Below are 26,132 nucleotides of genomic sequence, written 5' to 3'. Positions count from 1 at the left end.
GACGTAATGATTGAGAAGGGCTTTTCCAAACCGACCGACCGCATATTGCGGTTGAAGAAACAGATCATCGACGCGCGGCCGCATGTCGAGTCCGAGCGTGCTGTGCTTGCGACCCAGGCCTATAAGGAAACGGAGGGCCTGCCGCCGATCCTTCGCCGCGCCAAGGTGGTCGAGAAAATCTTCAACGAGCTGCCGGTAACGATCCGTGACGACGAACTGGTCGTCGGCGCCATCACCAAGAACCCGCGCTCGACCGAAATCTGCCCGGAATTCTCGTTTGACTGGGTGGAGAAGGAATTCGAGACCATGGCAACGCGCATGGCCGATCCCTTCGAAATTCCGAAGCAGACGGCCGACGAGCTGCGTGAGGCCTTCAAATACTGGCCGGGCCGCACCACCAGCGATCTCGCCTCGTCCTACATGTCGCAGAAGGCCAAGGACTGCATCGCCAACGGTGTGTTCACGGTCGGCAACTATTTCTACGGCGGTGTCGGCCATGTCTGCGTCGACTATGGCAAGATCCTCAATATCGGCTTCAGCGGCGTGATTGCAGAAGCGGTCCGGCACCTTGAAGCGCTCGACCAGATGGATCCATCCTATATCAAGAAGCAGCAGTTCTATAACGCCGTCATCATCTCCTATAAGGCTGCCATCGACTTTGCGCATCGTTATGCCGCAAAGGCCCAGGAACTGGCCGGTCGCGAAAGCAACCCGACGCGCCGGGCCGAACTGGAGCAGATCGCCAAGAACTGCCGCCTGGTGCCTGAATATCCGGCTTCCAACTTCTGGGAAGCCTGCCAGACGATGTGGTTCATCCAGTGCATGCTGCAGATCGAATCCTCGGGCCACTCGATTTCGCCCGGCCGTTTCGACCAGTACATGTATCCCTTCCTCAAAGCCGATACGACGATCAGCCGTGAATTTGCCCAGGAACTGGTCGACTGCATCTGGATCAAGCTCAACGACGTCAACAAGACCCGTGACGAAGTTTCGGCCCAGGCCTTTGCCGGTTATGCCGTGTTCCAGAACCTCTGCGTCGGTGGCCAGACGCCGGAAGGCCGCGATGCGACCAACGACGTCTCCTACATGTGCATGGAAGCAACGGTTCATTGCCGCCTGCCGGCACCGTCCTTCTCCATCCGTGTCTGGCAGGGCACGCCGGATGAATTCCTCTATCGTGCTGCGGAAGTCATCCGTCTCGGTCTTGGCGTTCCGGCTGTCTATAACGACGAAGTCATCATTCCGGCGCTGCAGAACCGGGGTGTCTCGCTGGCCGACGCCCGCGATTACGGGATTGTCGGCTGCGTCGAACCGCAGGCAATCCACAAGACCGAAGGCTGGCACGATGCCGCCTTCTTCAATGTCGCCAAGGTTCTCGAAATCACGCTGAGCGACGGCAAGGTCGGTTCGACACAGCTCGGCCCGGTCACCGGCGATCCGAAACGCTGGACCTCGATTGAAGACTTCTATGATGCCTTCAACAAGCAGATGGCCTTCTTCGTCAAATATCTGGCGGAAGCCGACAACTGCGTCGATATCGCCCATGGCGAACGTGCACCGTTGCCGTTCCTGTCTCCGATGGTCGAAGACTGCATGGGACGGGGCAAGTCGCTGCAGGAAGGTGGTGCGCTCTACAACTTCACCGGTCCGCAGGCCTTTGGTGTCGCCGACACGGGTGACTCCGTCTACGCCATGAAGAAGTTCGTCTTCGACGAAAAGAAGATCTCCATGGCTGAACTGAAGGAAGCACTCGACGCCAATTTCGGGCTTGCCATCGGCCAGAAGGCCAATGCAGTCGGCGCCGGCGAACTGACGGAAGGGCAGATCTATGACGCCGTCCGCAAGGTGCTGTCGTCCAACAAGTCGATGGATGTGACGGCACTGAAGGAAGAAGTCTATCGCACGCTGTCGACCGACACGATCACGGCTCCGGCCGGCTCGTCGAAATATGAAGGCATCCGCCGTCTGCTCGACTCGGCCGAAAGTTTTGGCAACGACATCGACGACGTCGATCTGATCGCCCGCAAATGCGCCCAGATCTATTGCCTGGAAGTCGAAAAGTACAAGAACCCGCGCGGTGGCCAGTTCCAGGCCGGTATCTATCCGGTCTCGGCCAACGTGTTGTTCGGCAAGGATGTCGGTGCTCTGCCTGACGGCCGTCCGGCAAAGGCTCCGCTCGCAGACGGTGTCTCGCCCCGCCAGGGCAAGGACCATCTGGGACCGACGGCCGCGGCAAACTCGGTGGCCAAGCTCGACCACTTCATCGCCTCCAACGGCACGCTGTATAACCAGAAGTTCCTGCCCTCGGCTCTCGCCGGTGACAACGGGTTGCGCAACTTCGCCTCGCTGGTCCGCTCCTACTTCGACCAGAAGGGCATGCACGTACAGTTCAACGTCGTCGACCGCGATACGCTGATCGCAGCCCAGAAGGACCCGGAAGCCCACCGCGACCTCGTGGTTCGCGTGGCCGGTTACTCGGCCCAGTTCGTCGTGCTCGCCAAGGAAGTGCAGGACGACATCATCAGCCGCACGGAACAGCATTTCTAAGACGGCAATCCCGACCCTGCCTGAAATGGGGTCGGGATCAACAAACAGCCTGGGCGGGTCCCATCCCTGCCCGGGCAACACCAGGCCGAACGATACCTTCAATCCCGAACTGCAACAGGTGACATATGCCCTCCTACAAAAGCTTCTCCCCCCGGACCGAGATCGTGTTCGGCGAAGGGTTGCTTGATCGGCTGCATGCCTATCGCGGGCAGCGGGTCGGGATCGTCACCGATGCCTTCATGGCGAAGTCCGGTCCGCTCGACCGGGTGTTGCGCCATCTCGACGGCTGTGAGGTCAAGGTTTTCGACGAGGCCATTCCCGAGCCGCCGATCGCAACCGTGACCAAGGGGGCCGGTGTCTTTGCGGAATTCCGTCCGCAGGTGCTTCTGGCGCTCGGCGGCGGGTCGCCGATCGATGCGGCCAAGGCCATCCTGTCGGTGGTTCGTGCCACGGATACGGCGCAAAGAATTGAATTCGTCGCTATTCCGACGACCAGCGGCACGGGATCGGAAGTGACCTCGTTCGCGATCATCTCCGATCCGGCCAAGGGCAAGAAATTCCCGCTGATTGCAAAAGAGATGGTGCCGGATGTGGCGATCCTCGATCCCGAATTCGTCCGCACGGCACCGCCGAAAGTGACGGCGGATACAGGCATGGACGTCATCACCCACGCGCTCGAGGCCGTGGTTGCCAATGGCGCATCGCATTTTACCGATGCCTTTGCCGAAAAGTCGCTGGAACTCGCCTTCGCCAGCCTGCCGCGCGCCTATGACGACGGCAATGACATGGAGGCGCGTGATGCGATGCATCAGTCTTCCTGCCTTGCAGGCCTTGCCTTCAGCGAGGCGGGGCTCGGGGTGAACCACGGTCTTGCGCATGCGATCGGCGGGCGGATGCATCTCGTTCACGGGCGCATCAATGCAGTGCTTCTGCCGCATGTCATCGCCTGGAATGCGGGTCTTGAGGACGATGCGCCGGGCTGCCGCGAAACCGCCGGCCGCTATGCACGCATCGCTTCGCGCATAGGGCTCGACGTACCGAGCATGCGGGCCGGCGTCATTGCGCTGATCCGCGCCATCCAGGCGCTCAATCAAAGGTTCTCCATCCCGTCCACGCTTCGTGGCTTCGGCATGGATGCCGAGGAATATCGTCGGGCAATGCCCGATATGGCAGCGGCCGCCATGGCGGACGCCTGCACCGCAGGAAACCCACGCAGGCCCACGCTCGAGGAGCTTTTGATGCTTCTCGGCCGGGCCGGGGGCTAGGCCGGGAGGGAGGGGGCCGACACTTTAGTCCAACCCGCGAGAAACGGTCATCACATCAACGTCTGAACACCGAAACGCTAAGGAGTTAAGTCATGCAACAGGAAGCTCTCGGAATGGTCGAAACCAAAGGTCTGGTTGCTGCCATCGAAGCCGCCGATGCCATGGTCAAGTCGGCTAACGTCGCCATGGTCGGTTATGAAAAGATCGGTTCCGGCCTCGTCACGGTTATGGTCCGCGGCGATGTCGGCGCAGTCAAGGCCGCCACCGATGCCGGTGCCGTCGCCGCCGAAAAGGTCGGCACGGTCGTTTCCGTCCACGTGATCCCGCGCCCTCACATGGAGGTCGAGAAGATCCTGCCGGAAGGCAAGGTAGCCTGAACCCCTGAACACACAAAGGAGGATCGACAATGCAGGATGCTCTTGTCGAAAAACTCATGGACGAGGTTATCCGGAAGATGGGTGGGAGCGAAAGCTCCCCGGCCCCGGCCGCCTCTCCCGCTGAGAAGCCGGCTGCCCGCACCACGGCGCCGAAGGCCTGTAATCTCACCGAATTCGTCGGCACGGCAATCGGGCATACGGTCGGTCTGGTGATTGCAAATGTAGACCCGCTCTTGCACGAGCAGATGAAGATCGACAAGAAATACCGGTCGATCGGCATCGTTGGCGCACGTACCGGTGCCGGTCCGCATATCTTTGCAGCCGACGAAGCAGTGAAAGCCACAAACAGTGAAGTGCTGCTCATCGAACTGCCGCGCGACACGGAAGGCGGCGGCGGCCACGGCAGCTTGATCATCTTCGGCGCAGAGGACGTTTCCGACGCCCGCCGTGCCGTCGAAGTGACGCTGGAGGAACTGGATCGCACATTCGGCGATGTCTACGGCACGCCGGCAGGGCATCTGGAATTCCAGTACACTGCCCGCGCCAGCCACGCGCTTGCCAAGGCTTTCGGCGCTCCGCTTGGCCAGGCATTCGGCATCACGGTCGGTACGCCCGCCGCGATCGGTGTTCTGATGGCGGATACCGCAGCCAAGTCGGCAACCGTCGTTCCGGTCGGTTATGCCTCGCCGGGCAATGGCGGCACGAGCTACTCGAACGAAGTCATCTTCATGTTCAGTGGTGATTCCGGTGCCGTGCGTCAGGCAATTCGTGCCGCACGCGATGTCGGCAAGCAGGTGCTCGGCACGCTCGATCCTGCTCCGGTGGTCTCCTCGACCAAGCCGTATATCTGACCCTGAAAGGAGACTGTCATGTTGCAGGATAGCCTTGGATTGATCGAGACCATCGGATTGACGGCTGCAGTGGCTGCCGCCGATGCGGCGGTGAAATCCGCCAATGTCACGCTGGTGGGCTACGAGCTTGCCAATGGCGACGGCATGACAGTCGTCAAGGTTCGGGGGGATGTCGGGGCCGTCAAGGCTGCGGTTTCCGCAGCCGCCGCCGAAGCCGCACGTGTGGGGACGGTTGTCTCCACCAGCGTGATTGCCCGCCCCGCAAACGGACTGGGCAAGATCGTGGAAAGCGGGGCAACTGTCGGCCTGGAACCACTTGCTGCAGCAGTTGCTGCGGCGAAGGTTCCGACGGAAGTCTCCCCGGAGGTTTCACTGGCCGTTGAGACTGATGTTGCTACCGACCCGTCACCTGAGCCTGAAACTCCGGTGACGGAAGCTGCCGAAGCCCCGGTAGAGGAAGCCGCATCGGTGGAGCCGGAAGTGCCGGCAGTTGCCGAGGCTTCCGTGGAGCCTGAGATCGAGGTGGCGGCCGAGCCGGCACCTCAGGCTGCAAGTCATGCGCAATCCCGCGCCGACCGTCGCCATCGCCGGCGGTAGTCAGCGCCAGACAGACGAGAATTTCGGGTGACAGCGAGCACCGGCGGCAAAACCGCCGGGTGGATTGTTGCGCCCATGACAGGCCCGGTCGTCATGTCGGGTCAAGACGTACAGGACACCATAATGCAAATCGACAGACCTACGATCGACCGCGTGATTGCCGAGCTTCTGGCGCAGAGCCTCACCGCCTCGGAAGAGCAGGCGAAACCTTTTGCAAAAGGCGATGAGGGTCGCGATCCGTGGCTCGTGCCGATCGGCGTGTCGAACCGCCACATCCATCTTTCGCGGCCGGACATGGACGCGCTTTTCGGCCCCGGTTCGGAACTGACCCGGATGAAGGCGATGAAGCAGCCCGGCCAGTATGCGGCGGAAGAAACCGTGACGATCCGCGGCCCCAAGGGGCAGATCGGCAAGGTGCGGGTGCTCGGGCCGCTGCGCAAGGAAACGCAGATCGAGGTTTCGGTCGCCGACGGGTTCACGCTCGGTATCAAGCCGCCGCTGCGCATGTCGGGAAAACTGGAACAGTCGCCGGGCATAGAGGTGATCGGCCCCTATGGGACGATCAAGAAGGAGAGCGGCGTGATCGTGGCGCTCCGCCATATCCACATGCTGCCGGCAGAGGCCGCAAAGCTCGGCCTGAAGAACGGTGAAGAGGTTGATGTCGAGGTTGGCGGCGTGCGCGGCGGCATCATGCACAATGTCACGATCCGCGCTGCCGAAGCCTCATTCATGGAAATGCATATCGATGTCGAGGAGGCCAATGCATTCGGCCTGAAGAACGACGCGATGGTGCGGATCCGCAAGGTCTGATCGGAGAGAAGTCATGTCGAGTGTCGACAGCAAACTCAGAGCTTTCGGGGAACTGGTCCGGCAGGGCACGATCGTGCCGCAGCCGGAATGGGCGCCCGGTCGGCTGAAGGTTGGCGTCGATCTCGGCACGGCCAATCTGGTGCTTTCGGTGGTCGATGCGGATAACAATCCTGTGGCCGGTACGTCCTGGCGCTCGACCGTCGTGCGTGACGGCATCGTCGTCGATTATATCGGCGCGGTTCACGCTGTCCGCCGAATGAAGGAAGAGCTTGAGGAGCGGCTCGGTCAGCCGCTCTCGCGCGCCGCAACCGCCATCCCGCCGGGCGTCCACCCATCCAATGCGAAGGCGATCGGCCATGTGGTCGAATCGGCCGATTTCGAGTTGGCGGAAATCGTTGATGAACCGACCGCTGCGGCGCGCCTGCTTGGCGTCGAGAATGGTGCCGTGGTCGATGTCGGCGGCGGCACGACGGGGATTTCCGTTCTCAAGGACGGTGAGGTGGTTGCCACTTTCGACGAGCCGACCGGTGGCACGCATATGACGCTGGTTCTGGCCGGCGCGAGAAAGATTTCCTTCGAGGATGCGGAGGCTGAAAAGCTCAATCATGCGCTGGAGCGGGATGTGTTTTCGATCATCCGGCCGGTGGCCGACAAGATGGGGCGCATCGTCGCCGACTTCCTCGCCGATTACCCTTCAGTCGACACGATCCATGTGGTCGGCGGCGCCTGCTCGTTCAAGGATTTTGCGGCGGTTCTCGTCAGCCATACCGGACGCCGGGTCATCAAGCCCGTCGAGCCGCTGCTGGTCACGCCGCTTGGGATCGCGATGTATGAAGATGGAGGCTTGGCATGAGCATCGATGCCGCTCTCGATCGTATCCTGCTCGATCTTCTGTCCGATCGCATCATCGCGCGGATGGGTGGCAGAGCGCAGGCCAAGCCACGCTCGGCGCTGGTACTGTTTGCCGAAACGGATTTCGGGATCGAGGCAGCACTTGGCCAGCTGCAGCAGCTTCGCGATGCGGGATGGGCATTCGAGACGGTGATTGCGCCGGAGGTTCGGCCTCTGTTGGCGGATAAGCTTGCCGGGTTCGAGATGGTCGAAGCCGAAGGCAGGGCCGGGGATCTTCTGGATCGTCACACGATCATACTGGTTCCGACGCTCAGCGTTTCGCTTGCCGCCAAGGTAGCGCTCGGCATTGCCGACGATCCGTTGTCGAAAATTCTGCAGGGTGGACTTGAGAGAGGTACCCGCATCATCGCCGCCCGCGATGGCGTCTGCCCTAACGGACGGGATCGGCGCGCGCGCGGCCTGCTGCCGAATGCGGCCTATCAGGCGACGATGAGCGGCCATCTGCAGACATTGATGGGTTACGGCATCGAATTGAGCTGGGCGGCACGGTTTGCAGTCGCCTTCGAGGGTGACACGCTTGCGGCTGCACCGCCGATAGCTGCACAGAGGCTCATTGCTGTTCGAACCGAGGGCGTGTTCGGCCTGCGCGAGGCACGCAGCCTCAACGCCACGGAACTGCGTCTGGGGCATGCCGTGATCGTCACGCCGGCCGCTGCGGAAGAACTGCGCGCGCGCGACATCGCGCTTGTGAGGGAGTGAGGATCAAGCCATGTATCTCGCCAAAGTCATCGGACGGGTGGTCGCCACGACCAAGGATGCGAGCCTCTCGGGCTCGAAACTGCTGATCATTACCCGGCTCAATGAATTGTTGCAGCCACAGGATGTGACGCTAATTGCCGTCGATACGGTAGGTGCCGGCAAAGGCGAGACGGTCATCGTCACGTCCGGCAGCGCCAGCCGCTTTGCCGGCACGCTGCAACAGTCCGTCGTCGACGCCACGATTGTCGGCATTGTCGATACGGTCGAAACAGACGGGGGAGTGAGCGATGTTCGCCACCCGTGATTTCGCCCCCTGCGACCTGCGGCGGATCGAGATGGCACTTGCCGCCGAATTGGCTGGCCGGATTACCGACAGAAGTGTTGTTGCGCCGGGCATTTCGCTTGCCCATGCCTGCGCCATTGCTGAGCGCGCGGAGAGCCGCGCGCGGCAGATGTCGGTGCCGGTCTGCATCGCAATCGCCGATGCCGAGGGACGGCCAATACTGTTTCACCGGATGGAAGGCAGCCTGCTGGCCAGCACGAAGCTTGCGAGCGCCAAGGCCTGGACCGCTGCCGCCTATCGCATGGGAACCGATGAACTCGGGCTGCTGGCACAGCCAGGTGGCATGCTTTTCGGCGTTGGCGACACGGGCAGCGGCGCCGGCAACGGCTCGGGCGAAGGCCAGGTCGTGCTTTTCGGCGGGGGCATTCCCTGCCGCTCTGGAGGCACCGTGATCGGTGCCATCGGCATCAGTGGCGGAACGGTCGCTGAAGACATGGAGATCGCCCGCTACGCGATCGATGGATTTCCCGAAAGAAGGGGAACGGTCCCCGAGGAAGGAAGAGGATTATGAACGACCAAGACATCAACGCCGCCGTCAATCGCGTGCTTGCCGGGTTCAACGGCGCAATCGCTCCGGCTCCGACCCCTGTTCCCGTTCCTCCTCCGGTTAAGAGTGCATCATCCTCGGTTGAAGATACGGTAGCCCGCATTATCGCTGAAATGGGCGGTTCCAGGCCGGCTCCGGCCGCCGATCCGACCGCACCATTCAGCCAGGGCTGCATCGTAGCAGACGGCATGGTGACGAAGTCGGCCGGTGAGGTGAACTGCTCCTGCTGCGAGCGCGGTGATTGCGCTTTGTCTGCCGCATCGGTCTCGCTCGATATTTCGGATGAAGAAGCGGTCATCCTCGGTGACGGCGTGTTCGCCAGCATGGACGAGGCGGTGGAAGCCGCCGCTGAAGCGCAGAGGCAATATCTGTTCTGCTCCATGGCCGCGCGAAAGAGTTTTGTCGACGGAATCCGCGATATCTTCCTCGATCCGGCCATGCTGGAGAGGATTTCCAGGATGACGGTCGAACAGACCGGCATGGGCAATGCCAGCGACAAGGTGATCAAGAACCGGCTGGCCGCTTCCAAGACCCCCGGTATCGAGGATTTGAAGACCGAAGCCGAAAGCGGTGACGGCGGCCTGACGCTGGTCGAATATTCCGCCTATGGCGTCATCGGTTCTATCACACCGACCACCAATCCGACGGAAACGATCATCTGCAATACGATCGGCATGCTGGCAGCCGGCAATGCCGTCGTGTTCAGCCCCCATCCGCGTGCGAAGGTCGTGTCGCTCTTGGCAATCAAGCTGATCAACCGCAAGCTTGCGGGCCTCGGTGCGCCTGCAAATCTTGTCGTGACCGTTCAGGCACCGTCGATCGACAATACCAATGCGATGATGGCGCATCCCAAGGTGCGCATGCTGGTGGCAACCGGCGGCCCGGCCATCGTCAAGACGGTGATGTCGACCGGCAAGAAGGCCATCGGCGCCGGTGCCGGCAACCCGCCGGTCGTGGTCGATGAAACGGCCGATATCGAAAAGGCCGCCAAGGACATCGTCAGCGGTTGCAGCTTCGATAACAACCTGCCCTGTATTGCCGAAAAGGAAGTGATTGCGGTCAGCCAGATCGCCGATTTCCTGATCTCGCAGATGCAGAAGAACGGCGCCTATCTGGTCAAGGATATGGCGATCGTGAAGAAGCTCGAGGAACTGGTCCTGACGCTCAAGGGCGGGCCGCAGACCAATTGCGTCGGCAAGAGTGCCGTCTACCTGCTCGACAAGGTCGGGATCTCGGTCGGTCCGGACATCCGCGTCATTCTGATCGAACTGCCGAAGGACCATCCGTTTGTGCAGGAAGAGCTGATGATGCCGATCCTGCCGCTGGTGCGGGCAGGGGATGTCGATGAGGCGATCGATCTCGCCGTCGAGCTGGAGCATGGCAACCGCCATACGGCGATGATCCATTCCACCGACGTGCGCAAGATTACCAAGATGGCGAAGCTGATCCAGACGACGATCTTCGTGAAGAACGGCCCGTCCTATGCCGGCATCGGCGTCGGCGGCGAGGGCTACACGACCTTCACCATTGCCGGGCCGACCGGTGAGGGGCTGACATCGCCCAAGTCGTTCGCCCGTCGTCGCAAATGCGTGATGGTGGAGGCGCTGAACGTCCGCTGAGGCAAAGACGCTCACTGAAGTAAGGGCGTCCGCTTCGAAAGCAAGATTGGAAGAGAGGAGATCCGCCATGGCGACCCGCATCATCAACGCTCCGCATCCCGACGTGTTGCAGATGCTGCAGCGACGGATGCCGCCGCACGGCCGGGCCTGGGTGCAGGCCAACCGGGTGGATTCCGTCGGGCTGATGCAGATCCCGGTGGCGGACCTCTTCTACTTCTCCGATCTCGCATTGAAGGCTGCAGGTGTTTTCACCGTCGAACTCTACGGCACCTGCCCGCAGCACGTCACCTCGCTTGCCATCATGGGAGAGACCTCGTCCGTCCGCATGGCGATGGATGCCATCGCAGCAGCACAACAGTCCGAGTTCTGAACGGCGCCGGAGGAGGCGCCGGAACCCGGCATAAAAAGACAGAATATTGAAATGACCACGATCGACTACGACAAGGAAGGCATTGTCTTCGACATCCAGCGCTATTCCATCCATGACGGGCCGGGTGTGCGCACGATCGTGTTTCTGAAAGGTTGCCCGTTGCGGTGTCGTTGGTGCTCCAACCCGGAATCGCAGAACCCTGAGCCGGAACTGTTCTACCGGCGTTCGGCCTGCATCAAATGCGGCCAGTGCATCCCCGTCTGTCCAACAAAGGCGCTCGATCCCGGCAATGCCGGTTTCGTCGATCGCAGCAAATGCATCAAATGCGGAAGCTGTACGAAGGTCTGTCCGACACAGGCACTGAAACGTGCCGGCAAGACGATGAGCATTGCCGAGGTGATGCAGGAATTGCGCAAGGATGCCCATCATTACCGTCGTTCCGGCGGCGGGATAACTCTGTCTGGCGGAGAGCCGCTGTTCCAGCACGAGTTTGCAAAGCATCTGCTGATGGCCTGCCATGAACAGGGTTGGAATACGGCGATGGAGACGACGGGCTGCACGACGCGCGAGATCGTTCGCGATGTCATTCCGTTTGTCGACCATGTGCTGATGGACCTGAAGGCCATCGATCCGGCGGTGCATCGGGCCAATACCGGCATCGACAACCGCATCATTCTTGAAAACGCGCTCTGCATCGCCTCGCTCACCCATACGGTGGTGCGTATTCCAGTCGTGCCGGGGGTGAACAACAGTGTCGAGGCGATTACAGCGATCGGCAATTTCGCCAAGCTTATGCCGGGCGTCGATACCGTGCATCTCCTGCCCTACCACACCTATGGCGAAAACAAATACGAGCTGCTCGGCAGGCCTTATCCGATGGCGGATGCTCCCAATCTCAAGCCGGAGGACATGGACCCGTTCAAGGCGGCTGTCGAAGGGCTTGGCTTCAATTGCGTCATCGGCGGCTGAACCAAAAAGACGATGATCCGGGACGTGCATCCCGGGCCTGGATAAAGGAGGCGATCATGGTCGCGCGCTACACGACGGCAGAATCGGTGACGGAAGGTCACCCCGACAAGGTTTGCGACCAGATTTCGGATGCCATTCTCGATGCCCATCTTGCGCAGGATCCGATGGCGCGCGTTGCCGCCGAAGTCATGGTCTCGGGCAATACCGTCCATATCGCAGGCGAGGTGACGTCACGGGCTTCGGTCGATGTGATCCGTATCGCGCGTGATGTGATCCGGCGCATCGGCTATACCGATCCAGACCTTGGTTTCGATGCCGATGGATGTTTCATTCTCGCCGACCTGCATGAACAGTCGCCGGATATTGCGCTGGGCGTCGTGCGCGAGAAGGATTTCGGCGCAGGTGACCAGGGGATTTTCTACGGTTACGCCAGCAGCGAGACCGAAAGCCTGATGCCGGTTTCGATCGACTTTGCCCACAAGCTGACGCGCAGGCTGGCAGAGGTGCGCAAGAGCGGAAATCTTACCTGGCTGCGGCCGGACGGCAAGGCACAGGTGACATTCGCCCATGATAAGGAGGGGCGGCCGGAAAGGCTGATCAGTGTTGTCGTCTCGACCCAGCATTCAGAAGAGATCGAGCGCGAGCAGTTGCTGCGCGGCGTGCTGGAAGAGGTCATCGCGCCGGTGATGGGGCCATGGCTAAAGCGGGATACGCGGGTCCTCATCAATCCAACGGGACGTTTCGTCAAAGGAGGTCCGGCGGCCGATACGGGGCTTACCGGCCGCAAGATCATTGTCGATACCTATGGCGGCATCGGGCGTCATGGGGGAGGCGCCTTTTCCGGCAAGGATGCGACCAAGGTGGATCGCACTGGCGCCTATATGGCGCGGTATATTGCCAAGAATGTCGTCGCTGCCGGACTTGCGACAAATTGCGAAATATCGCTGGCTTTTGCGATAGGTCAGAAAGAACCGGAAATGGTCGCGGTATCATCCGCGGAGAAATTGTCGGTCGATTCCGCTTTGCTTGAGGAGGCGATACGCGAGCTTTTCCCGCTCAGCGTATCCGGAATGATCGATGTGCTTGGACTGAGACGTCCGATATTCGAGAAAACCGCATCCTATGGTCATTTCGGCCGAGATGCGGAGGGGTGGTCATGGGAGCAGACCGACCGAGCGGGCAGCCTGAGGAGGTGGTGCCGCAGATAAATCCGGAGATTCTGATCTTTCCGGAGGTTTTTCCTGCTGCGGCGGATCGACCTGCGGAAACCGCGCACCTGAGCAAGGCAGCGCGGCGCAAGAGGCTGCTGGAACTGATGAGCACCGAAATGCTCCAGAAGGTCCAGGACAATTTCAGTGCCGCAGTCGGGGTCGCGATGGTGATCGTCGATCCGGAAGGTGTTCCTGTCACCAAGCCGTCCGGGTTTTCGGCATTCTGCCAGGCCGTTCGCGCCAGAGCCGAGTGGCGGGAGCGGTGTTTTCATTGCGACGCGGTGGGCGGCCGCACCGCACTCTCTACCGGTGAGCCATCCATTTATCGATGCCATTGCAGCCTGGTCGATTTTGCGGCGCCCATCATCGTGCGCGGGGAATATCTGGGCGCGGTCATCTGCGGCCAGGTCAAGCTTACGTCTGATGAGGGGGCGACCGGTCTCGTCGATCTTTCCAATATTTTCCCGATAGAAGGGTCGTGGCGAGAACACCAGCCGCTGCTGGATGAACATCACCGGATCAATTCGGTCTCCTATGAGAAACTGCGCTCGGCTGCCTATTCGCTGTTCTACATCGCATCGCATATCGTCGAGGAGAGCTATTCGCGCGGCGTAGCCCAGGAGCTTTATGCGAAGAACCTGCGGTTGGCCGAGGAGTCGAAACGGCGGGCAGAGCTTGAAAGACTTCTTCGCGAGGCGGAACTGCAGGCGCTTTCCTATCAGGTCAACCCGCATTTCCTGTTCAATGTCCTGAATACGATCGGCAGGCTTGCGCTGGTCGAAGACGCTCCGGAAACCGAAAACACCGTGCATGCATTTGCTGATATGATGCGCTATGTCCTGAAAAAGAGCGGGTCGCAATTCGTGCCCTTGCGGATGGAGGTGGAACATGTCCGCAATTATCTGCATCTGCTGAAGCTTCGGGTTGGTGACCGCTTCGAATTTACTCTCGACATACCGGATGAATTTCTGGACGTGCTCTGTCCGGTGATGGTGCTTCAACCAATCGTGGAGAACTGCATCAATTACGCGATAGAACCGCGTGAGAGCGGCGGGTTGATAGAGATCACTGCCTATCGCGACGGGGTCGAGTTGATCATCGATATCGTCGACAACGGCGACGGCATATCGCCGGAGCGCAAGCAGGCTGTTCTGCGCGGCGAGGCCGATCGCGGCGGCCGCAAGAGCATAGGCATCTATAATATCGATAGCCGGCTTCGTTATTACTTCGGCACGGATCATGGGCTGGAGATTCTCAGTCCTTTTCGCCAGGGGCGCGGGACGCTGGTGCGCATGCGTTTCCCTCTGGAATTCGAGCCCTTCGACTTCTGAAGGCGTGGGGGCAGATTGACGGGAGATTTTTATGTTCAACATGGCCATCGTCGAAGATGAGGAACTGGAAAGGCGCGCTCTGCGCTCCATCATCGAGCGCAACGCCGATGACATAAGGATCGTCGGTGAGGCCAAAAATGGTTCTGAGGCGGTCAAGCTGCTAGAGAGCGAGCGTATCGACGTGATGTTGCTCGATATCAGGATTCCGCGCCCCAATGGGCTGGAATTGCTGCAGATGGTGCGTGAACGACATTTGGCTACAAAAGTGTTGATCGTGACCGCCTATGACTATTTCGACATCATGCAGGCAGCAATCCAATACAAGGCTGACGGTTTCCTTCTGAAGCCGGTGCGGGCCGACGCATTGCTCGACGGCGTTCGCGATTGCCTGGCCCTACCAGCTCCGGACAAGTCGCAGCAGAGCCTGCATCTGGTCCCGACAATGGATGTGGCCGAGGATGAAGCGGACGATGAGGCTGGCACTGCCGAAGAAATCCGGTCCTTGGTCGAAAGGCGTGCCTATCGGGATTGTCTGCGTTTCGTGCGCATGCGGCTTGAAAGCATTTATGCGCACAAGGACGTGGCGCCGCGCCATGAGGTGCTCGATCTTGCCGAGATCCTGACGGATCTTCTGGAGGAGATGGGCCGCAAATTGAGCCTGCCGATGGCGCGACAGGTGGACGAACTGGAAAGCCAGCGTCTCGATGTACGCAGCCAGTACAAGGTTCAGGAACTTTTGTGTCAGATCATCGACGTTCTGTTCGATCCCGGCCAGGAGCAGGGCGGGGCTGCCGGGGAAAGAATAGAAACAGTACTTCATTTTATCGAGCGCAACCTATCCAAGGGGGTGACTCTGGAAGAGGCGGCTGAATTCGCGCATGTCAGCCCGTGCTATCTCAGCCGGCTATTTCGCAAGAAAATGAATACGACCTTCATTTCCTACCTCAAAGGCCAGCGTATCGAACGCGCCAAGGTGCTGCTGCAAAACAGCGATCTGCCGATCAGCAATGTCTCGCTAGACCTTTCCTATGCGGATGCAAACTATTTCTGCAAAGCCTTCAAGAAGGAGGTGGGTGTTTCGCCGTCCGAATACAGACAGCAATTCCAGAAGGCTCGGGTCGGCTGACTGAAGCTCAGTCGGCTGGCCTGTTCTTTTCCTTCGGGCAGATGCCTATACAATCTTCATCGACCGTGACGAAGGCTAGGCCGCCTTCTTCAAAGGCTCGGCGGAGTTGGGCTTCCGTCGAGCGGTGGACTTCATGGCGGTCACCTTCGTAGTCCCTGATCGTGCTGCGAGACACGCCGGAGCGATCCGCCAGATCGCATTGCGTCCAGTCCAGAAAGCCACGGCCCGCCCGACAGAGCGCCGGCGACAAAATCTTTCCCTGATCCGGTTGACCCATTGTTCCAAATTGCCCATATTGGTCAGAATCAATCATATATGGCAGTTTGATCCGATTGGCTAGTGGGGCGCCCCATTACATGATAAAGGACTGAAATGCCTTGGAAATGAAGGAATAGGTCATTGGGATAACGCTTGCGCCGCACTTTCTCGTTCTGCTGCTGGCCCTGCCGTTTATCGGAAGTCTCCTTTCCGTAATGCTCCTGAACACGGCATCCGCGGCCCTTCCGTCGCGTCTGGCGTCTCTTGTTGCTTTCTCCTGCCTTGTCATCACCGTGCTGGCCTATCCGCAGGTGACCGATGGAAATGTCCTTCGCTATAACCTGGAATGGATTCCTCAGCTCGGGCTGAATTTTTCGCTGCGTCTGGATGGTTTTGCCTGGATGTTCAGCGTGCTGATCAACGGCATCGGTTTCCTGGTTACCGTCTACGCCCGCTATTATATGTCCGAAGAGGATCCGGTTCCGCGGTTCTTCTCCTTCTTCCTCGCCTTCATGGGGGCCATGCTCGGCATTGTCCTGTCGGGCAATGTCATCCTTCTGTCGATCTTCTGGGAATTGACGAGCATTTCGTCCTTCCTGCTGATCAGCTACTGGAACAATTCGGCCGCCGCGCGTGACGGCGCGCGTATGGCGCTGACGATTACCGGTATCGGCGGCTTCTGCCTGTTGATCGGCCTTTTGCTTCTCGGCAATATCGTCGGCAGTTATGATCTCGACAAGATCCTTGCATCCGGTGATCTGATCCGCAGCCACGCGCTCTATGTTCCGGCGCTCGTCTTCATCCTGCTCGGCGCATTGACGAAAAGCGCGCAGTTCCCCTTCCATTTCTGGCTGCCCAACGCGATGGCGGCGCCGACGCCGGTTTCCGCCTTCCTGCATTCGGCCACGATGGTGAAAGCCGGGGTTTTCCTGCTCGCCCGTTTCTCGCCGGCGCTGTCTGGAACCTACGAGTGGTTCTTCATCCTCGGCGCAGCGGGCATCCTCACATTGCTGATCGGTGCGTTTTTCGCGATCTTCCAGCAGGACCTGAAGGGGTTGCTCGCCTATTCGACGATCAGCCATCTCGGGCTGATCACCACGCTCTTGAGCCTCGGCAGTCCACTCGCCACGGTGGCGGCGATCTTCCACATGCTGAACCACGCGACGTTCAAGGCGTCGCTGTTCATGGCGGCCGGCATCATCGACCACGAGACCGGAACGCGCGACATGCGGCGGTTGAGTGGGCTTTTCCGCTATCTGCCCTATACGGCGACGCTTGCCATGGTCGCGAGTGCGGCGATGGCCGGCGTGCCGCTGCTCAACGGCTTCCTGTCGAAGGAAATGTTCTTTGCCGAAGCGATCGAGACCCATGCGGATTCGATCCTTGACGTCATCCTGCCCTACGTCGCAACGCTTGCCGGGGCGTTCAGCGTCGCCTATTCGCTGCGCTTCATTCACACCGTCTTCTTCGGTCCGTCGCCCACCAATCTGCCGAAGGATACGCCGCACGAGCCATCGCGCTGGATGCGTTTCCCAATCGAACTGCTGGTGGTCATCTGCCTGATCGTCGGTATTGCACCTGCGTTCTCGATCGGCCCGTTCCTCCAGGCGGCGGTCGTCAGCGTGCTGGGCGTCGATACGCCGGAATACAGCCTTTCCATCTGGCATGGCTTCAATCTGCCGCTGATCATGAGCCTGATTGCGCTTGCCGGCGGTGCGGCGCTCTATTTCGTGCTACGCCATTATCTCGCCACCTGCGAGGATGGCCCACCGCTTCTGCGCCGGCTGAAGGGCCAGCGTATCTTCGAACGCATTCTCGTCGAGGTGTCCTGGCGCTGGGCGCGTATGGCCGAGCAGCGGCTCGGTACGCGCAATCTGCAGCCGCAGCTGCGCTGGGTGGTCGTTACCGGCTTTATGGCCGGGCTTCTGCCGCTCTGGCTTTCCGGCTTCGAGCCGCGGGCCTTCGTCTTCTCCGGCGTCGACAAGGTTTTTGCCGGTATCTGGCTGATCGGCATCTGCCTTGCCATCGGCACGGCCTATCTGGCGAAATACCACCGGCTTGCGGCGCTGATCATGCTTGGCGGCATCGGTCTGATCGTCTGCATCACCTTCGTCTGGCTCTCGGCGCCGGATCTGGCGATTACCCAGCTGCTTGTCGAAATCGTCACCACCGTCCTCATCCTGCTCGGGTTGCGCTGGCTGCCAAAGCGGACGGAGAAGATGGATGAGTCGGTGACGTTCCGTGCAAGGTTCCGCCGCTTCCGCGACCTTCTGATCGCGATCATCTGCGGGATCGGCATGACCTTCATCTCCTATGCCGTGATGACCATGCCGGTGCCGGATGCGATCGCCAATTACTTCCTTGAAAACGCCTATTCGGAAGGCGGCGGGCGCAATGTCGTCAACGTCATCCTGGTCGATTTCCGCGGTTTCGATACGCTCGGCGAAATCGCCGTCCTCGGCATCGTGGCGCTGACCGTCTACGCCCTGCTCCGACGTTTCCGCCCCGCGCCTGATACGATGCTCATGCCGGAGCAGCAGCAGATCCAGGCCCGTTTCGATGAGGAGCGCCCGGAGCGCAATGCAGGCGACACGGTTCGCGAATATCTGCTGATCCCCTCGGTGATCATGCAGTGGATGTTCCCGGTGATCATCACCTTCGCGGTCTATATCCTGATGCGCGGCCATGATCTGCCAGGCGGCGGTTTCTCGGCCGGCCTGACATTGTCGATCGCCTTCCTCCTCCAGTATCTCGCCGGCGGCACACGCTGGGCGGAGGATCGCATCCGCATTCTGCCGCTGCGCTGGATGGGGGTCGGGCTCATCATGGCAACCGTGACCGGCATCGGCGCATGGTTCCTGGGCTACCCGTTCCTGACCTCGCATTTCCAGTATCTCACCGTGCCGCTGATCGGAAAGGTGCCGGCGGCGACGGCGCTGCTCTTCGATCTCGGTGTGTTCCTTCTGGTCGTCGGATCGACGGTTCTGATCCTCGTCGCGCTTGCGCACCAATCCATCCGCATCAACCGCCTGCGCGTCATCGAAGCCGAAAAGGGGAGGGACGACTAATGGAAATCATCCTCTCCATCGCGATCGGCGTGATGACAAGCTGCGGCGTGTGGCTGATCCTGCGCCCGCGCACCTATCAGGTCATCATCGGGCTTTCGCTTCTGTCCTATGCGGTGAACCTGTTCATCTTCAGCACCGGCGGGGTGAAGACCAATGTTCCCCCGATCCTCGGTGAGGGCGCATCCAGCAGCATGCTTGCCGATCCGGTGCCGCAGGCGCTGGTTCTGACCGCTATCGTCATCGGTTTTGCGACCACCGCGCTGTTTCTCGTCGTCCTGCTCGCCTCGCGCGGCCTGACCGGCACCGACCATGTCGACGGCAGGGGGGACAAGCGATGAACGGCTGGTCGCATCATCTCATCATCGCGCCGGTCCTCATCCCGCTGGCGGCCGCCGCGATCCTGCTGTTCATTGACGAAAGGCGCCGTGTCGCCAAGGCAATGGTGAGCCTCGTCTCGACGATGCTGCTGCTGGCCGTTGCCTTTATCCTGTTTGAGATCGAAAGCGGGCCCAACAGTTTCGAAGGTGTCTATCTGCTCGGCAACTGGGCGGCTCCCTTCGGCATCGTGCTCGTGCTCGACGGGCTTTCCGCGCTGATGCTGCTTCTGACGGCGATCGTCGGGTTTGCGGCGCTCGTTTATTCGCTGGCGCGCTGGCATGCGATGGGCGCGCATTTCCATTCGATGTTCCAGCTGCTCTTGATGGGCGTCAACGGCGCGCTTCTGACGGGTGACCTGTTCAATCTCTTCGTCTTCTTCGAAGTGATGCTGGCTGCATCCTACGGCCTTCTTCTGCACGGATCGGGTCCGCTCAGGGTGAAGGCGGGCATGCACTATATTGCCGTCAACCTGGCGGCGGCGCTTCTCTTCCTGATCGGCGTCAGCCTGATCTACGGTACGGCCGGTACGCTCAACATGGCCGATCTTGCAGCCCGCATTCCGGACATGGAAGCGGACCGGCGGATGCTGATGGAGGCGGGTGCGGGCGTGCTCGGCATCGCCTTCCTGATCAAGGCCGGCATGTGGCCGCTCTGCTTCTGGCTGCCTACCGCCTATAGCGCGGCGTCCGCCCCCGTTGCCGGCGTCTTTGCCATTCTCAGCAAGCTCGGCATCTATGTCATCCTGCGGCTCACCATGCTGTTGTTCGACAACGGTCCTTCCGCCGGTTTCGGCTCGACGGTGCTGCTCTATGGCGGCATGGCGACGCTGATCTTCGGCACGATTGGCGTTCTGGCGTCGCAGGCGCTTGGCAGGCTTGCCGGTTTCTCTGTTCTGGTCTCGTCCGGCACGCTGCTGATGGTTCTCGGCATCAATGACGGTGCGGTGTCTTCCGGCGCACTCCTCTATCTGGTCAGTTCCACGCTGACGATCAGTGCCTTCTTCATGCTGATCGAGCTTGTCGAGCGCAGCCAGGATGCGGGTGCAAACGTTCTGGCCGTGACGATGGAAGCTTATGGTGATGCCGATGAGGACGAGCCGGAAGAGGGTGAAGGTGTCACCATGCCGGGCACGATGGCGATCCTCGGCACCTGTTTTGCCATGTGCGGCATTCTTCTCTCCGGCCTGCCGCCGCTTTCGGGCTTCATCGCCAAGTTCGCCATGCTGTCTGCCATGATGGGGACCGGTGCGATCGGCGTGCCGCCGACCGCTGCGGTTTGGGCGCTGATCATTCTCGTTATCCTGTCGGGTGTCGCAGCACTCATTTCCATGACCCGCGTCGGTATCCGCACCTTCTGGACCTCGCTTGAAGGCGTAGTGCCGAGGGTTCTCGTTATCGAGATCGTGCCGGTCATGTTCCTTCTGGCTCTGACGCTTTTCCTGACGGTGCAGGCGAATGCGGCGATGCAGTACATGGATACGACGATCCGCTCGCTCAGTACTCCGAGCCTCTATATCGATGCGGTTCGCAACGCGATCGTCGTGCCGGGCGTCGACAGCGAGCTTGGTGGGGGAGATCACTGATGCTTCCCTATCCGATCCTGACGGTATCGCTGATCCTGATGTGGCTTCTGCTGAGCGGGTTCACGCTCGGGCAACTGGTCATGGGCTCGCTGGTTGCCGTCTTTGCCTCATGGGCGATGGCGTCGCTCAGGCCCGACAAGCCGAAGCTGAAGAAATGGTGGCTGCTGCCGAAACTGTTCTTCATCGTGCTTTTCGACATCATCCTGTCGAATATCGCGGTGGCGATGCTGATTATCCGCGGCCGCAAGAAGGGGCGCAAGGCCGGGTTCCTGACGATCCCGCTGGAACTCAAGGATCGCACCGCGCTTGCGCTTCTGGCGGTCATCCTGACAAGCACACCCGGCTCGGTCTGGCTGGAATATGATTCCTATGACGGTTCGATCCTCATGCACGTGCTCGATCTGGAAGAGGAAGAGCAGTGGGTCGCAACGATCAAGAACCGCTATGAGAAGCTGCTGATGGAGATATTCGCATGAGTGCCGTCATCATCTATACCGCAGTCGCAATCGCCCAGTTCATGCTCGTGGTCGCTATGGCGATTGCTGCGGTCCGGATGTTCCGCGGTCCGCGGGCGCAGGACAGGATCATCGGTCTCGACACGATCTACATCAACGCGATGCTGCTGCTGGTGACGTTCGGCATCGGCACGGGGCGGATGATCTATTTCGAGGCGGCGTCGGTGATCGGCTTGCTCGGTTTCGTCTCCACCGTGGCGCTGGCGAAATTCCTCATGCGCGGGGAGGTGATCGAATGATCTATCCTGCATCCGACCTTTCACTGCCAATCGCGCTCGCCGTGGCCTTCTTCCTGCTGCTCGGGGCGGCGCTCGCGCTGATCGGCGCCATCGGCTTCCTGCGTCTGCCGACCTTTTATGAGCGGCTCCATGCGCCAGCGCTCGGTACGAGCTGGGGTATCGGCGGGATCATGCTCGCGTCGATGATCTATTTCACTGCCGCGTCCTCGAGCCTCGTCGTTCATGAAATTCTGATCGGCACGTTCGTCACCTTCACCACGCCGATCACTTTCATGCTGCTGGCGCGTGCAGCGCTCCACCGTGACCGAACTGCTCGCAGTCATGGTGTTCCGCGCAAATACCCGATCGGCCCGGAAGAGCGTCCCCGTAAGGACGACGATCCGCAGGCTTCCTGACTCCGAAGCCATCTGCCCTAAAAATCACCACCGAGACGATCTGCCGCGTTGAGCGGCAATTCGTAATTGTGTGTATAGGCCGTCAGCCTCGCTGAAACACGCATTGTTTGCGTCGCAGCAGGCGCTTTCGCTCTGCGAATGCTGGACTTTATCGGTTTCGTGCTGCAATGCAGCATTCGAACGGCTGTCCTGCAGGCAGGGCATCGTCGCATGCTGTAGATCGCCGATACTACTGAATTCCTTTTCGAATTTTCTCCTCGTTCCGCACATACGTGTCGGGTCGAAGCCTGTCCCGGAGTTATCCATCCATGAGCAAGGGTGTCTCAGCCGCCGCGCTGCCGAAGCAGCAGGTTGTTCGTGCGGCAGATGTGCTTACCTTGGCGGCTGCGTTTCTCTTTGTCATCGCCAGCGTGACCTCCGGTTCCATCTGGTTGCTCCGGGCTGCTGCTGCGCTGGCTGCGGTCGCGGTGCTGTCCGATTGGAAGCGGCTGGCGACGATCGCGAAAGTGTTCGTGACGGCGGGTTTTGTTCTCTGCGCCACATCGGAATTCTTGGCTCCCGCCGACAAAGCTGCGGTCGTCGAGCGCGCGCTTTACCAGGGCGTCGGCTTTTCCTCGTTCCTGTCCGTGCTCGGCATGCTGCGTTACGCGGTCGGTAGTTCCGAGATTATCAGAAATGCGGCGGAATATCTGATGAGCATGCCCGGTCGCAGACGGTACCAGGCGGTCAAGGTCGGCAGCCATCTGCTCAGCCTGCTCTTCAATATCGGTATCATCTCGCTGCTCGGACAGATGGTGGCGAAGGCGACAGAGGGGCAGGATCGGCAGGGTGAGCGCCGCTCTATCCTGCTTGCGGCCATGCGCGGGACGGTTCTGATGACGATCTGGTCGCCGCTTGGTGTCGGGTTTGCCATCATCACCCAGTCTATTCCCAATCTTGCGCCAACGGCCTTCATCATCGCAGCCTTTGCGACTGCTGCGGCGCTGATCCTTGTGACGACCCTTTTTCATACCGAGGTGACCGGCCAGACAATCAATGTGTCGGCTGATGACGCGGACAGGCTATCGGCAGGCCCGCTTGCGGTAACGCTCTGCGCTTGCGTCGGGCTGTTTGGCGGCACGCTGGCAATTCACGCTGCGATCGATGTGAGCCCGCTTGTCGCCTCGCTGATCCTTCTGCCGCTGTTTGCCCTTGGCTGGATCGTCTATGAACAGCGTGTGCCGATTTCGGGGCTCGGACGCGAGGTAAAGGGCATGGTCGGCAACATGTCGGTGATGCGGACGGAGAGCGCGATCTATCTGTCGGCCAGCGTCATCGGGGCGACCGCTGTAGTCTTTCTCGATGGCAGGGGCGATTTTCTGGCGGATCTCAACCAGCTGCCACCTTCAGTACTGGCGGGGCTGTGCATCGTGGCGATCGCGACAAGTGCACTTCTTTTCGTGCCGCATTCGATCGTGGTGGTGTTTCTTGCCCAGCTGTTCGGGGCCGCCGCCTTCGGCAATGCTCATCCGATGCTTCTGGCGCTCTCACTTTCGCTTGGCTGGGCGGCTGGTATCGCGCTTTCACCGATTAGTGCGATGTCGATCACCATGGCGCGCCTGACATCCACTTCGGCCACGACGATCGTGCTCAAATGGAATGGCGCATTCGCAGCGACCGTGATGGCCAGCTCACTGCTTCTGGTGCTGGCCGTTTCATTCTTCTGATTGCTAGAAAGTTTCCGCGATCTCGGAAACCCAGGTATAGAGACGATGGTATTCTCAGCCGGAAAGCTCAGAGTTCGCGGTCGGCTATCTGCTGTTCGATGAGTTCGCGGGCGAGCTCATGCGTCCCGTCTTCATCATCACCGGCGACTTCACTGATCTTGTCCATCGCGGAGAGGTAGATTTCCTTTTCCTCGTCCGGGGTCAAAATACCCTTCTCGACCAACGTATCGATCAAGGAGGAAAGAACAGCCGCCGAAGAAAGCGTCATAGCCTCAGACATAAGTCTGGCGGATTCGTAAGTCATGCCGCACCTCAATTTTCCGATTCAGAAACACGCACTAAAGGGCGTCCGCAACATTGCTGTGACGTCCCCACCTTGCGGGACTATCAGCTCCGCGAGCGCTCTTATTTAATGAAAAGTGCCCATTTTTCGGCTTTGAGCAAGCCAGAATACCAAGCGAGGTTACGCGGTAAGGTTAATTCGAGCAATTTGGAGGCTTCAGGGTATTAGAATACCTTAAAATATAGGTACCAAAATTGGCCGCGCATCATGACATCTGCGAGCCCGGTCAATCCTCTTAGGGCTTCGGCTTTCCAAAGTTCCGTCCGGCTGCTCAATTCCAGTAGGCAGCGGCAGTGAAATCGCGTTTTTGCATGCCGCGATCGGTCAGGCAGATGCGGGCGGCCCGCGCCTGATCTGCATGTCCGGCAAACCAGACATAGGCGCCATCGACCAGCTCAAGCGCCTCCAGAGCCGGGATCAGGTCATCGACGGTCGAGACCCTGTCATCCGCAGCGAGTTCGCAGAGATCTTTACGGCTGGCCTGGATGAATGCGCGGACATCGCCCGGCGCTTCCTGAAGGATGCGGATGATGGCGGGCACGGCGGTTTCGTCACCGAAGAGGAAAAGGTTCTGGCTTTCCGGGCATCCGCCGCCACCCGGGCCGATGATGCCGATCGTCCTTCCGACCGGATCTTCAGCCAGCCAGGCGGATGTCGGGCTTCCTGCGTGCTCGAACACATCGAATTCGAGCCAGTTCTGGCCATGCGCCACTGTGGTGTAGACGGGCCGGTGCAGGGCGTCATCACCCTCGGGCCAGACGGTACGGCCGGATGCGGCGATACGCGGCCAGCACGGCGGCCGGCCCTTACGGGGAATGAGAAGGCGGAAATGATAGCTGCCTTCGCCGAAACGTTCCGCATCATGCCCTTCGAGGCGCACACGGGTGAAGCCCGGCGAGCGTTTGGTGATGGATGCGACCTGCATCAGCGACATGCCGGGCGCAAGTGCGCCTTCGGCCACTTCATCCCATTTCGGGCAGAGAAGGCATTCCTCGAAAAGCTCGGTCAGGCTGCCCTGCAGTGTCTGCAGCAGGCGCTGCTCCGGTGACGAGATCTCGATCGTGACGCCGGTTTCATCCGGATAGAGCGTCGCCTTGGAATTCCAGACATGGAAGCAGAAACCTTTTGCTTCCTGTGTCAGCGGCACTTCCCATTCCGCCGCACGTTTCTTCAGCGCATCGATTGCGGCGCCGTTGTCACGGGTGATGCGGCCTCGGGTCTGGTGGAGCATGGCGGTCGTCCGGAATGTCTGTCGTCTTCCCGGACTAAAATCATTCATGAGTTGTGAAGTCAACTATTGTCGACGGCGACCGGCTTTCGGGCATCGATCGCGTTGCTGTCAGTACCGCGGATCGAGCTGCGGATGCGGCTCTTGCCGACCTCGATCACGTGCCGCATGGCCGACATCGCCTTGGCGGGATCGCGTGAGGCGATGGCATGGACGATCCGCAAATGGTTGGTCGCCACTTCATCGATCGTCTCCGGCGAAGCGGCGGGGGACGAGAGTTCAAATGAAATTGCCAGTGCCGCCTCGATCAGCGCACTTGCCGAGCGCATGAAGGGGTTGCCGGACATGCGGGCGATGGCCAGATGGAATTCGAGATCGACCTTTGCGATCGATTCCGGCGTGTGGTTGAGGTTGTCGAATTTGGCTGCGATGGCATAGAGCGCTACGATGTCGTCGCTTGTGGCGCGGCCTGCGGCTGCAGAGGCTGCGGCCGGTTCCAGCGCCAGACGGATCTCGGCAAGATGTTCGATGAATTCGTAATCCAGCCCGCTCTCGAAACGCCAGCCGAGCACATCCGAATCGAAGAAATTCCAGCTGTCCCGCGGCAGGACGCGGGTGCCGACCTTTGCCTTTGCTTCGATCAGCCGCTTGGCGGACAGCGTCTTCATCGCCTCGCGCAGCACGGTGCGGGAGACGCCGAAGCGGCCTGAGAGCTCCGCATCGCCGGGCAGGAGCGAGCCTTCCGGTATCTTGCCGGAGACGATACCGCGCCCGAGCTCGGCGACCACATGGGCGTGGTTGCCGCGCCGCTTCCGGCCGCTGATGGTCGTTTCCAGAAGACCCAAA

At 60.4% G+C, this 26,132-nt stretch carries 27 protein-coding genes; 23 read left to right on the top strand and 4 right to left on the bottom strand.

Annotated elements, in window-relative coordinates; all coding sequences use genetic code 11:
- Nucleotides 1-6: 6 nt before the first annotated feature.
- From JNB91_RS05740 to JNB91_RS05665, 16 genes are all read left to right on the top strand, one after another.
- Complete coding sequence (locus JNB91_RS05740) at nt 7-2,547, top strand: glycyl radical protein (RefSeq protein WP_220324553.1); 2,541 nt, start codon at nt 7-9, stop codon at nt 2,545-2,547.
- A 125-nt stretch (nt 2,548-2,672) separates the two neighbouring features.
- Nucleotides 2,673-3,812, top strand: coding sequence for a 1-propanol dehydrogenase PduQ (locus JNB91_RS05735; RefSeq protein WP_220324552.1), 1,140 nt, complete (start codon nt 2,673-2,675; stop codon nt 3,810-3,812).
- Nucleotides 3,813-3,904: 92 nt separating this feature from the next.
- A complete protein-coding gene (gene pduA, locus JNB91_RS05730; RefSeq protein WP_183829366.1) occupies nt 3,905-4,189 on the top strand; it encodes a propanediol utilization microcompartment protein PduA in 285 nt (94 codons plus the stop codon).
- Nucleotides 4,190-4,218: 29 nt separating this feature from the next.
- Nucleotides 4,219-5,040, top strand: a complete 822-nt coding sequence (pduB, locus tag JNB91_RS05725) for a propanediol utilization microcompartment protein PduB (RefSeq protein WP_220324551.1) — start codon at nt 4,219-4,221, stop codon at nt 5,038-5,040.
- Nucleotides 5,041-5,058: 18 nt separating this feature from the next.
- Entirely contained in the window at nt 5,059-5,637 is a 579-nt protein-coding gene (locus JNB91_RS31610) for a BMC domain-containing protein (RefSeq protein WP_220324550.1), read from the top strand.
- Nucleotides 5,638-5,760: 123 nt separating this feature from the next.
- Nucleotides 5,761-6,447 carry a phosphate propanoyltransferase gene (locus JNB91_RS05715; protein ID WP_220324549.1) on the top strand — a complete coding sequence of 229 codons (687 nt, stop codon included), beginning with the start codon at nt 5,761-5,763 and terminating at the stop codon, nt 6,445-6,447.
- Between the two features lie 13 nt (nt 6,448-6,460).
- The gene (gene eutJ / locus JNB91_RS05710) at nt 6,461-7,300 is read left to right on the top strand and encodes an ethanolamine utilization protein EutJ (RefSeq protein WP_220324548.1); all 840 of its coding nucleotides are present in this window, start codon (nt 6,461-6,463) and stop codon (nt 7,298-7,300) included.
- A complete protein-coding gene (locus JNB91_RS05705; RefSeq protein ID WP_220324547.1) occupies nt 7,297-8,058 on the top strand; it encodes a hypothetical protein in 762 nt (253 codons plus the stop codon). The genes eutJ and JNB91_RS05705 overlap by 4 nt, the downstream gene beginning before the upstream one ends.
- A 10-nt stretch (nt 8,059-8,068) precedes the next feature.
- Nucleotides 8,069-8,362 carry a EutN/CcmL family microcompartment protein gene (locus tag JNB91_RS05700; protein ID WP_220324546.1) on the top strand — a complete coding sequence of 98 codons (294 nt, stop codon included), beginning with the start codon at nt 8,069-8,071 and terminating at the stop codon, nt 8,360-8,362.
- Nucleotides 8,346-8,912, top strand: coding sequence for a GlcG/HbpS family heme-binding protein (locus tag JNB91_RS05695; RefSeq protein ID WP_220324545.1), 567 nt, complete (start codon nt 8,346-8,348; stop codon nt 8,910-8,912). Before JNB91_RS05700 ends, JNB91_RS05695 begins: the two co-directional genes overlap by 17 nt.
- A complete protein-coding gene (locus tag JNB91_RS05690) occupies nt 8,909-10,567 on the top strand; it encodes an aldehyde dehydrogenase family protein (RefSeq protein WP_275957782.1) in 1,659 nt (552 codons plus the stop codon). The genes JNB91_RS05695 and JNB91_RS05690 overlap by 4 nt, the downstream gene beginning before the upstream one ends.
- A 67-nt stretch (nt 10,568-10,634) precedes the next feature.
- Nucleotides 10,635-10,937: a BMC domain-containing protein gene (locus tag JNB91_RS05685; RefSeq protein WP_148147694.1), complete on the top strand. Its 303-nt coding sequence runs from the start codon at nt 10,635-10,637 to the stop codon at nt 10,935-10,937.
- Between the two features lie 51 nt (nt 10,938-10,988).
- Complete coding sequence (locus tag JNB91_RS05680) at nt 10,989-11,906, top strand: glycyl-radical enzyme activating protein (protein ID WP_220324544.1); 918 nt, start codon at nt 10,989-10,991, stop codon at nt 11,904-11,906.
- A 56-nt stretch (nt 11,907-11,962) separates the two neighbouring features.
- A complete protein-coding gene (metK, locus tag JNB91_RS05675; protein ID WP_220324543.1) occupies nt 11,963-13,114 on the top strand; it encodes a methionine adenosyltransferase in 1,152 nt (383 codons plus the stop codon).
- Nucleotides 13,063-14,448 (top strand): sensor histidine kinase, encoded by a 1,386-nt coding sequence (locus JNB91_RS05670; RefSeq protein ID WP_223218063.1) that lies wholly within the window; start codon nt 13,063-13,065, stop codon nt 14,446-14,448. The genes metK and JNB91_RS05670 overlap by 52 nt, the downstream gene beginning before the upstream one ends.
- Before the next feature lie 31 nt (nt 14,449-14,479).
- A complete protein-coding gene (locus JNB91_RS05665) occupies nt 14,480-15,574 on the top strand; it encodes a response regulator (protein ID WP_220324542.1) in 1,095 nt (364 codons plus the stop codon).
- Between the two features lie 7 nt (nt 15,575-15,581).
- Here the strand turns inward: JNB91_RS05665 and JNB91_RS05660 are convergent, their stop codons facing one another.
- Nucleotides 15,582-15,896, bottom strand: a complete 315-nt coding sequence (locus JNB91_RS05660; protein ID WP_220324593.1) for a helix-turn-helix transcriptional regulator — start codon at nt 15,894-15,896, stop codon at nt 15,582-15,584.
- An 82-nt stretch (nt 15,897-15,978) separates the two neighbouring features.
- Here JNB91_RS05660 and JNB91_RS05655 point away from each other — a divergent pair, with 82 nt between their 5' ends.
- The 7 genes from JNB91_RS05655 to JNB91_RS05625 all read left to right on the top strand — a co-directional run bounded on the left by JNB91_RS05655 (nt 15,979) and on the right by JNB91_RS05625 (nt 23,715).
- A complete protein-coding gene (locus tag JNB91_RS05655) occupies nt 15,979-18,900 on the top strand; it encodes a monovalent cation/H+ antiporter subunit A (RefSeq protein ID WP_220324592.1) in 2,922 nt (973 codons plus the stop codon).
- Nucleotides 18,900-19,238, top strand: a complete 339-nt coding sequence (locus tag JNB91_RS05650; protein WP_220324541.1) for a Na+/H+ antiporter subunit C — start codon at nt 18,900-18,902, stop codon at nt 19,236-19,238. Before JNB91_RS05655 ends, JNB91_RS05650 begins: the two co-directional genes overlap by 1 nt.
- Entirely contained in the window at nt 19,235-20,860 is a 1,626-nt protein-coding gene (locus JNB91_RS05645) for a monovalent cation/H+ antiporter subunit D (RefSeq protein ID WP_220324540.1), read from the top strand. The genes JNB91_RS05650 and JNB91_RS05645 overlap by 4 nt, the downstream gene beginning before the upstream one ends.
- The gene (locus JNB91_RS05640; protein WP_220324539.1) at nt 20,860-21,336 is read left to right on the top strand and encodes a Na+/H+ antiporter subunit E; all 477 of its coding nucleotides are present in this window, start codon (nt 20,860-20,862) and stop codon (nt 21,334-21,336) included. The genes JNB91_RS05645 and JNB91_RS05640 overlap by 1 nt, the downstream gene beginning before the upstream one ends.
- Nucleotides 21,333-21,614 carry a K+/H+ antiporter subunit F gene (locus JNB91_RS05635; RefSeq protein WP_220324538.1) on the top strand — a complete coding sequence of 94 codons (282 nt, stop codon included), beginning with the start codon at nt 21,333-21,335 and terminating at the stop codon, nt 21,612-21,614. The genes JNB91_RS05640 and JNB91_RS05635 overlap by 4 nt, the downstream gene beginning before the upstream one ends.
- The gene (gene mnhG / locus JNB91_RS05630; RefSeq protein ID WP_220324537.1) at nt 21,611-22,009 is read left to right on the top strand and encodes a monovalent cation/H(+) antiporter subunit G; all 399 of its coding nucleotides are present in this window, start codon (nt 21,611-21,613) and stop codon (nt 22,007-22,009) included. Before JNB91_RS05635 ends, mnhG begins: the two co-directional genes overlap by 4 nt.
- Nucleotides 22,010-22,317: 308 nt before the next feature.
- Nucleotides 22,318-23,715: a hypothetical protein gene (locus JNB91_RS05625; protein ID WP_220324536.1), complete on the top strand. Its 1,398-nt coding sequence runs from the start codon at nt 22,318-22,320 to the stop codon at nt 23,713-23,715.
- Nucleotides 23,716-23,782: 67 nt separating this feature from the next.
- Here the strand turns inward: JNB91_RS05625 and JNB91_RS05620 are convergent, their stop codons facing one another.
- The 3 genes from JNB91_RS05620 to JNB91_RS05610 all read right to left on the bottom strand — a co-directional run bounded on the left by JNB91_RS05620 (nt 23,783) and on the right by JNB91_RS05610 (nt 26,131).
- A complete protein-coding gene (locus JNB91_RS05620; RefSeq protein ID WP_220324535.1) occupies nt 23,783-24,019 on the bottom strand; it encodes a hypothetical protein in 237 nt (78 codons plus the stop codon).
- A gap of 310 nt (nt 24,020-24,329) precedes the next feature.
- On the bottom strand, nt 24,330-25,289 hold the full coding sequence (locus tag JNB91_RS05615) for a siderophore-interacting protein (RefSeq protein WP_220324534.1): 960 nt from the start codon (nt 25,287-25,289) through the stop codon (nt 24,330-24,332).
- Nucleotides 25,290-25,348: 59 nt separating this feature from the next.
- The gene (locus JNB91_RS05610) at nt 25,349-26,131 is read right to left on the bottom strand and encodes a FadR/GntR family transcriptional regulator (protein ID WP_220324533.1); all 783 of its coding nucleotides are present in this window, start codon (nt 26,129-26,131) and stop codon (nt 25,349-25,351) included.
- Nucleotide 26,132: the final 1 nt, after the last annotated feature.

It is taken from the genome of Aliirhizobium wenxiniae, assembly GCF_019511445.1.
GTDB lineage: Bacteria > Pseudomonadota > Alphaproteobacteria > Rhizobiales > Rhizobiaceae > Neorhizobium > Neorhizobium wenxiniae_A.
This window is presented reverse-complemented; position numbering and strand designations above follow the sequence as displayed.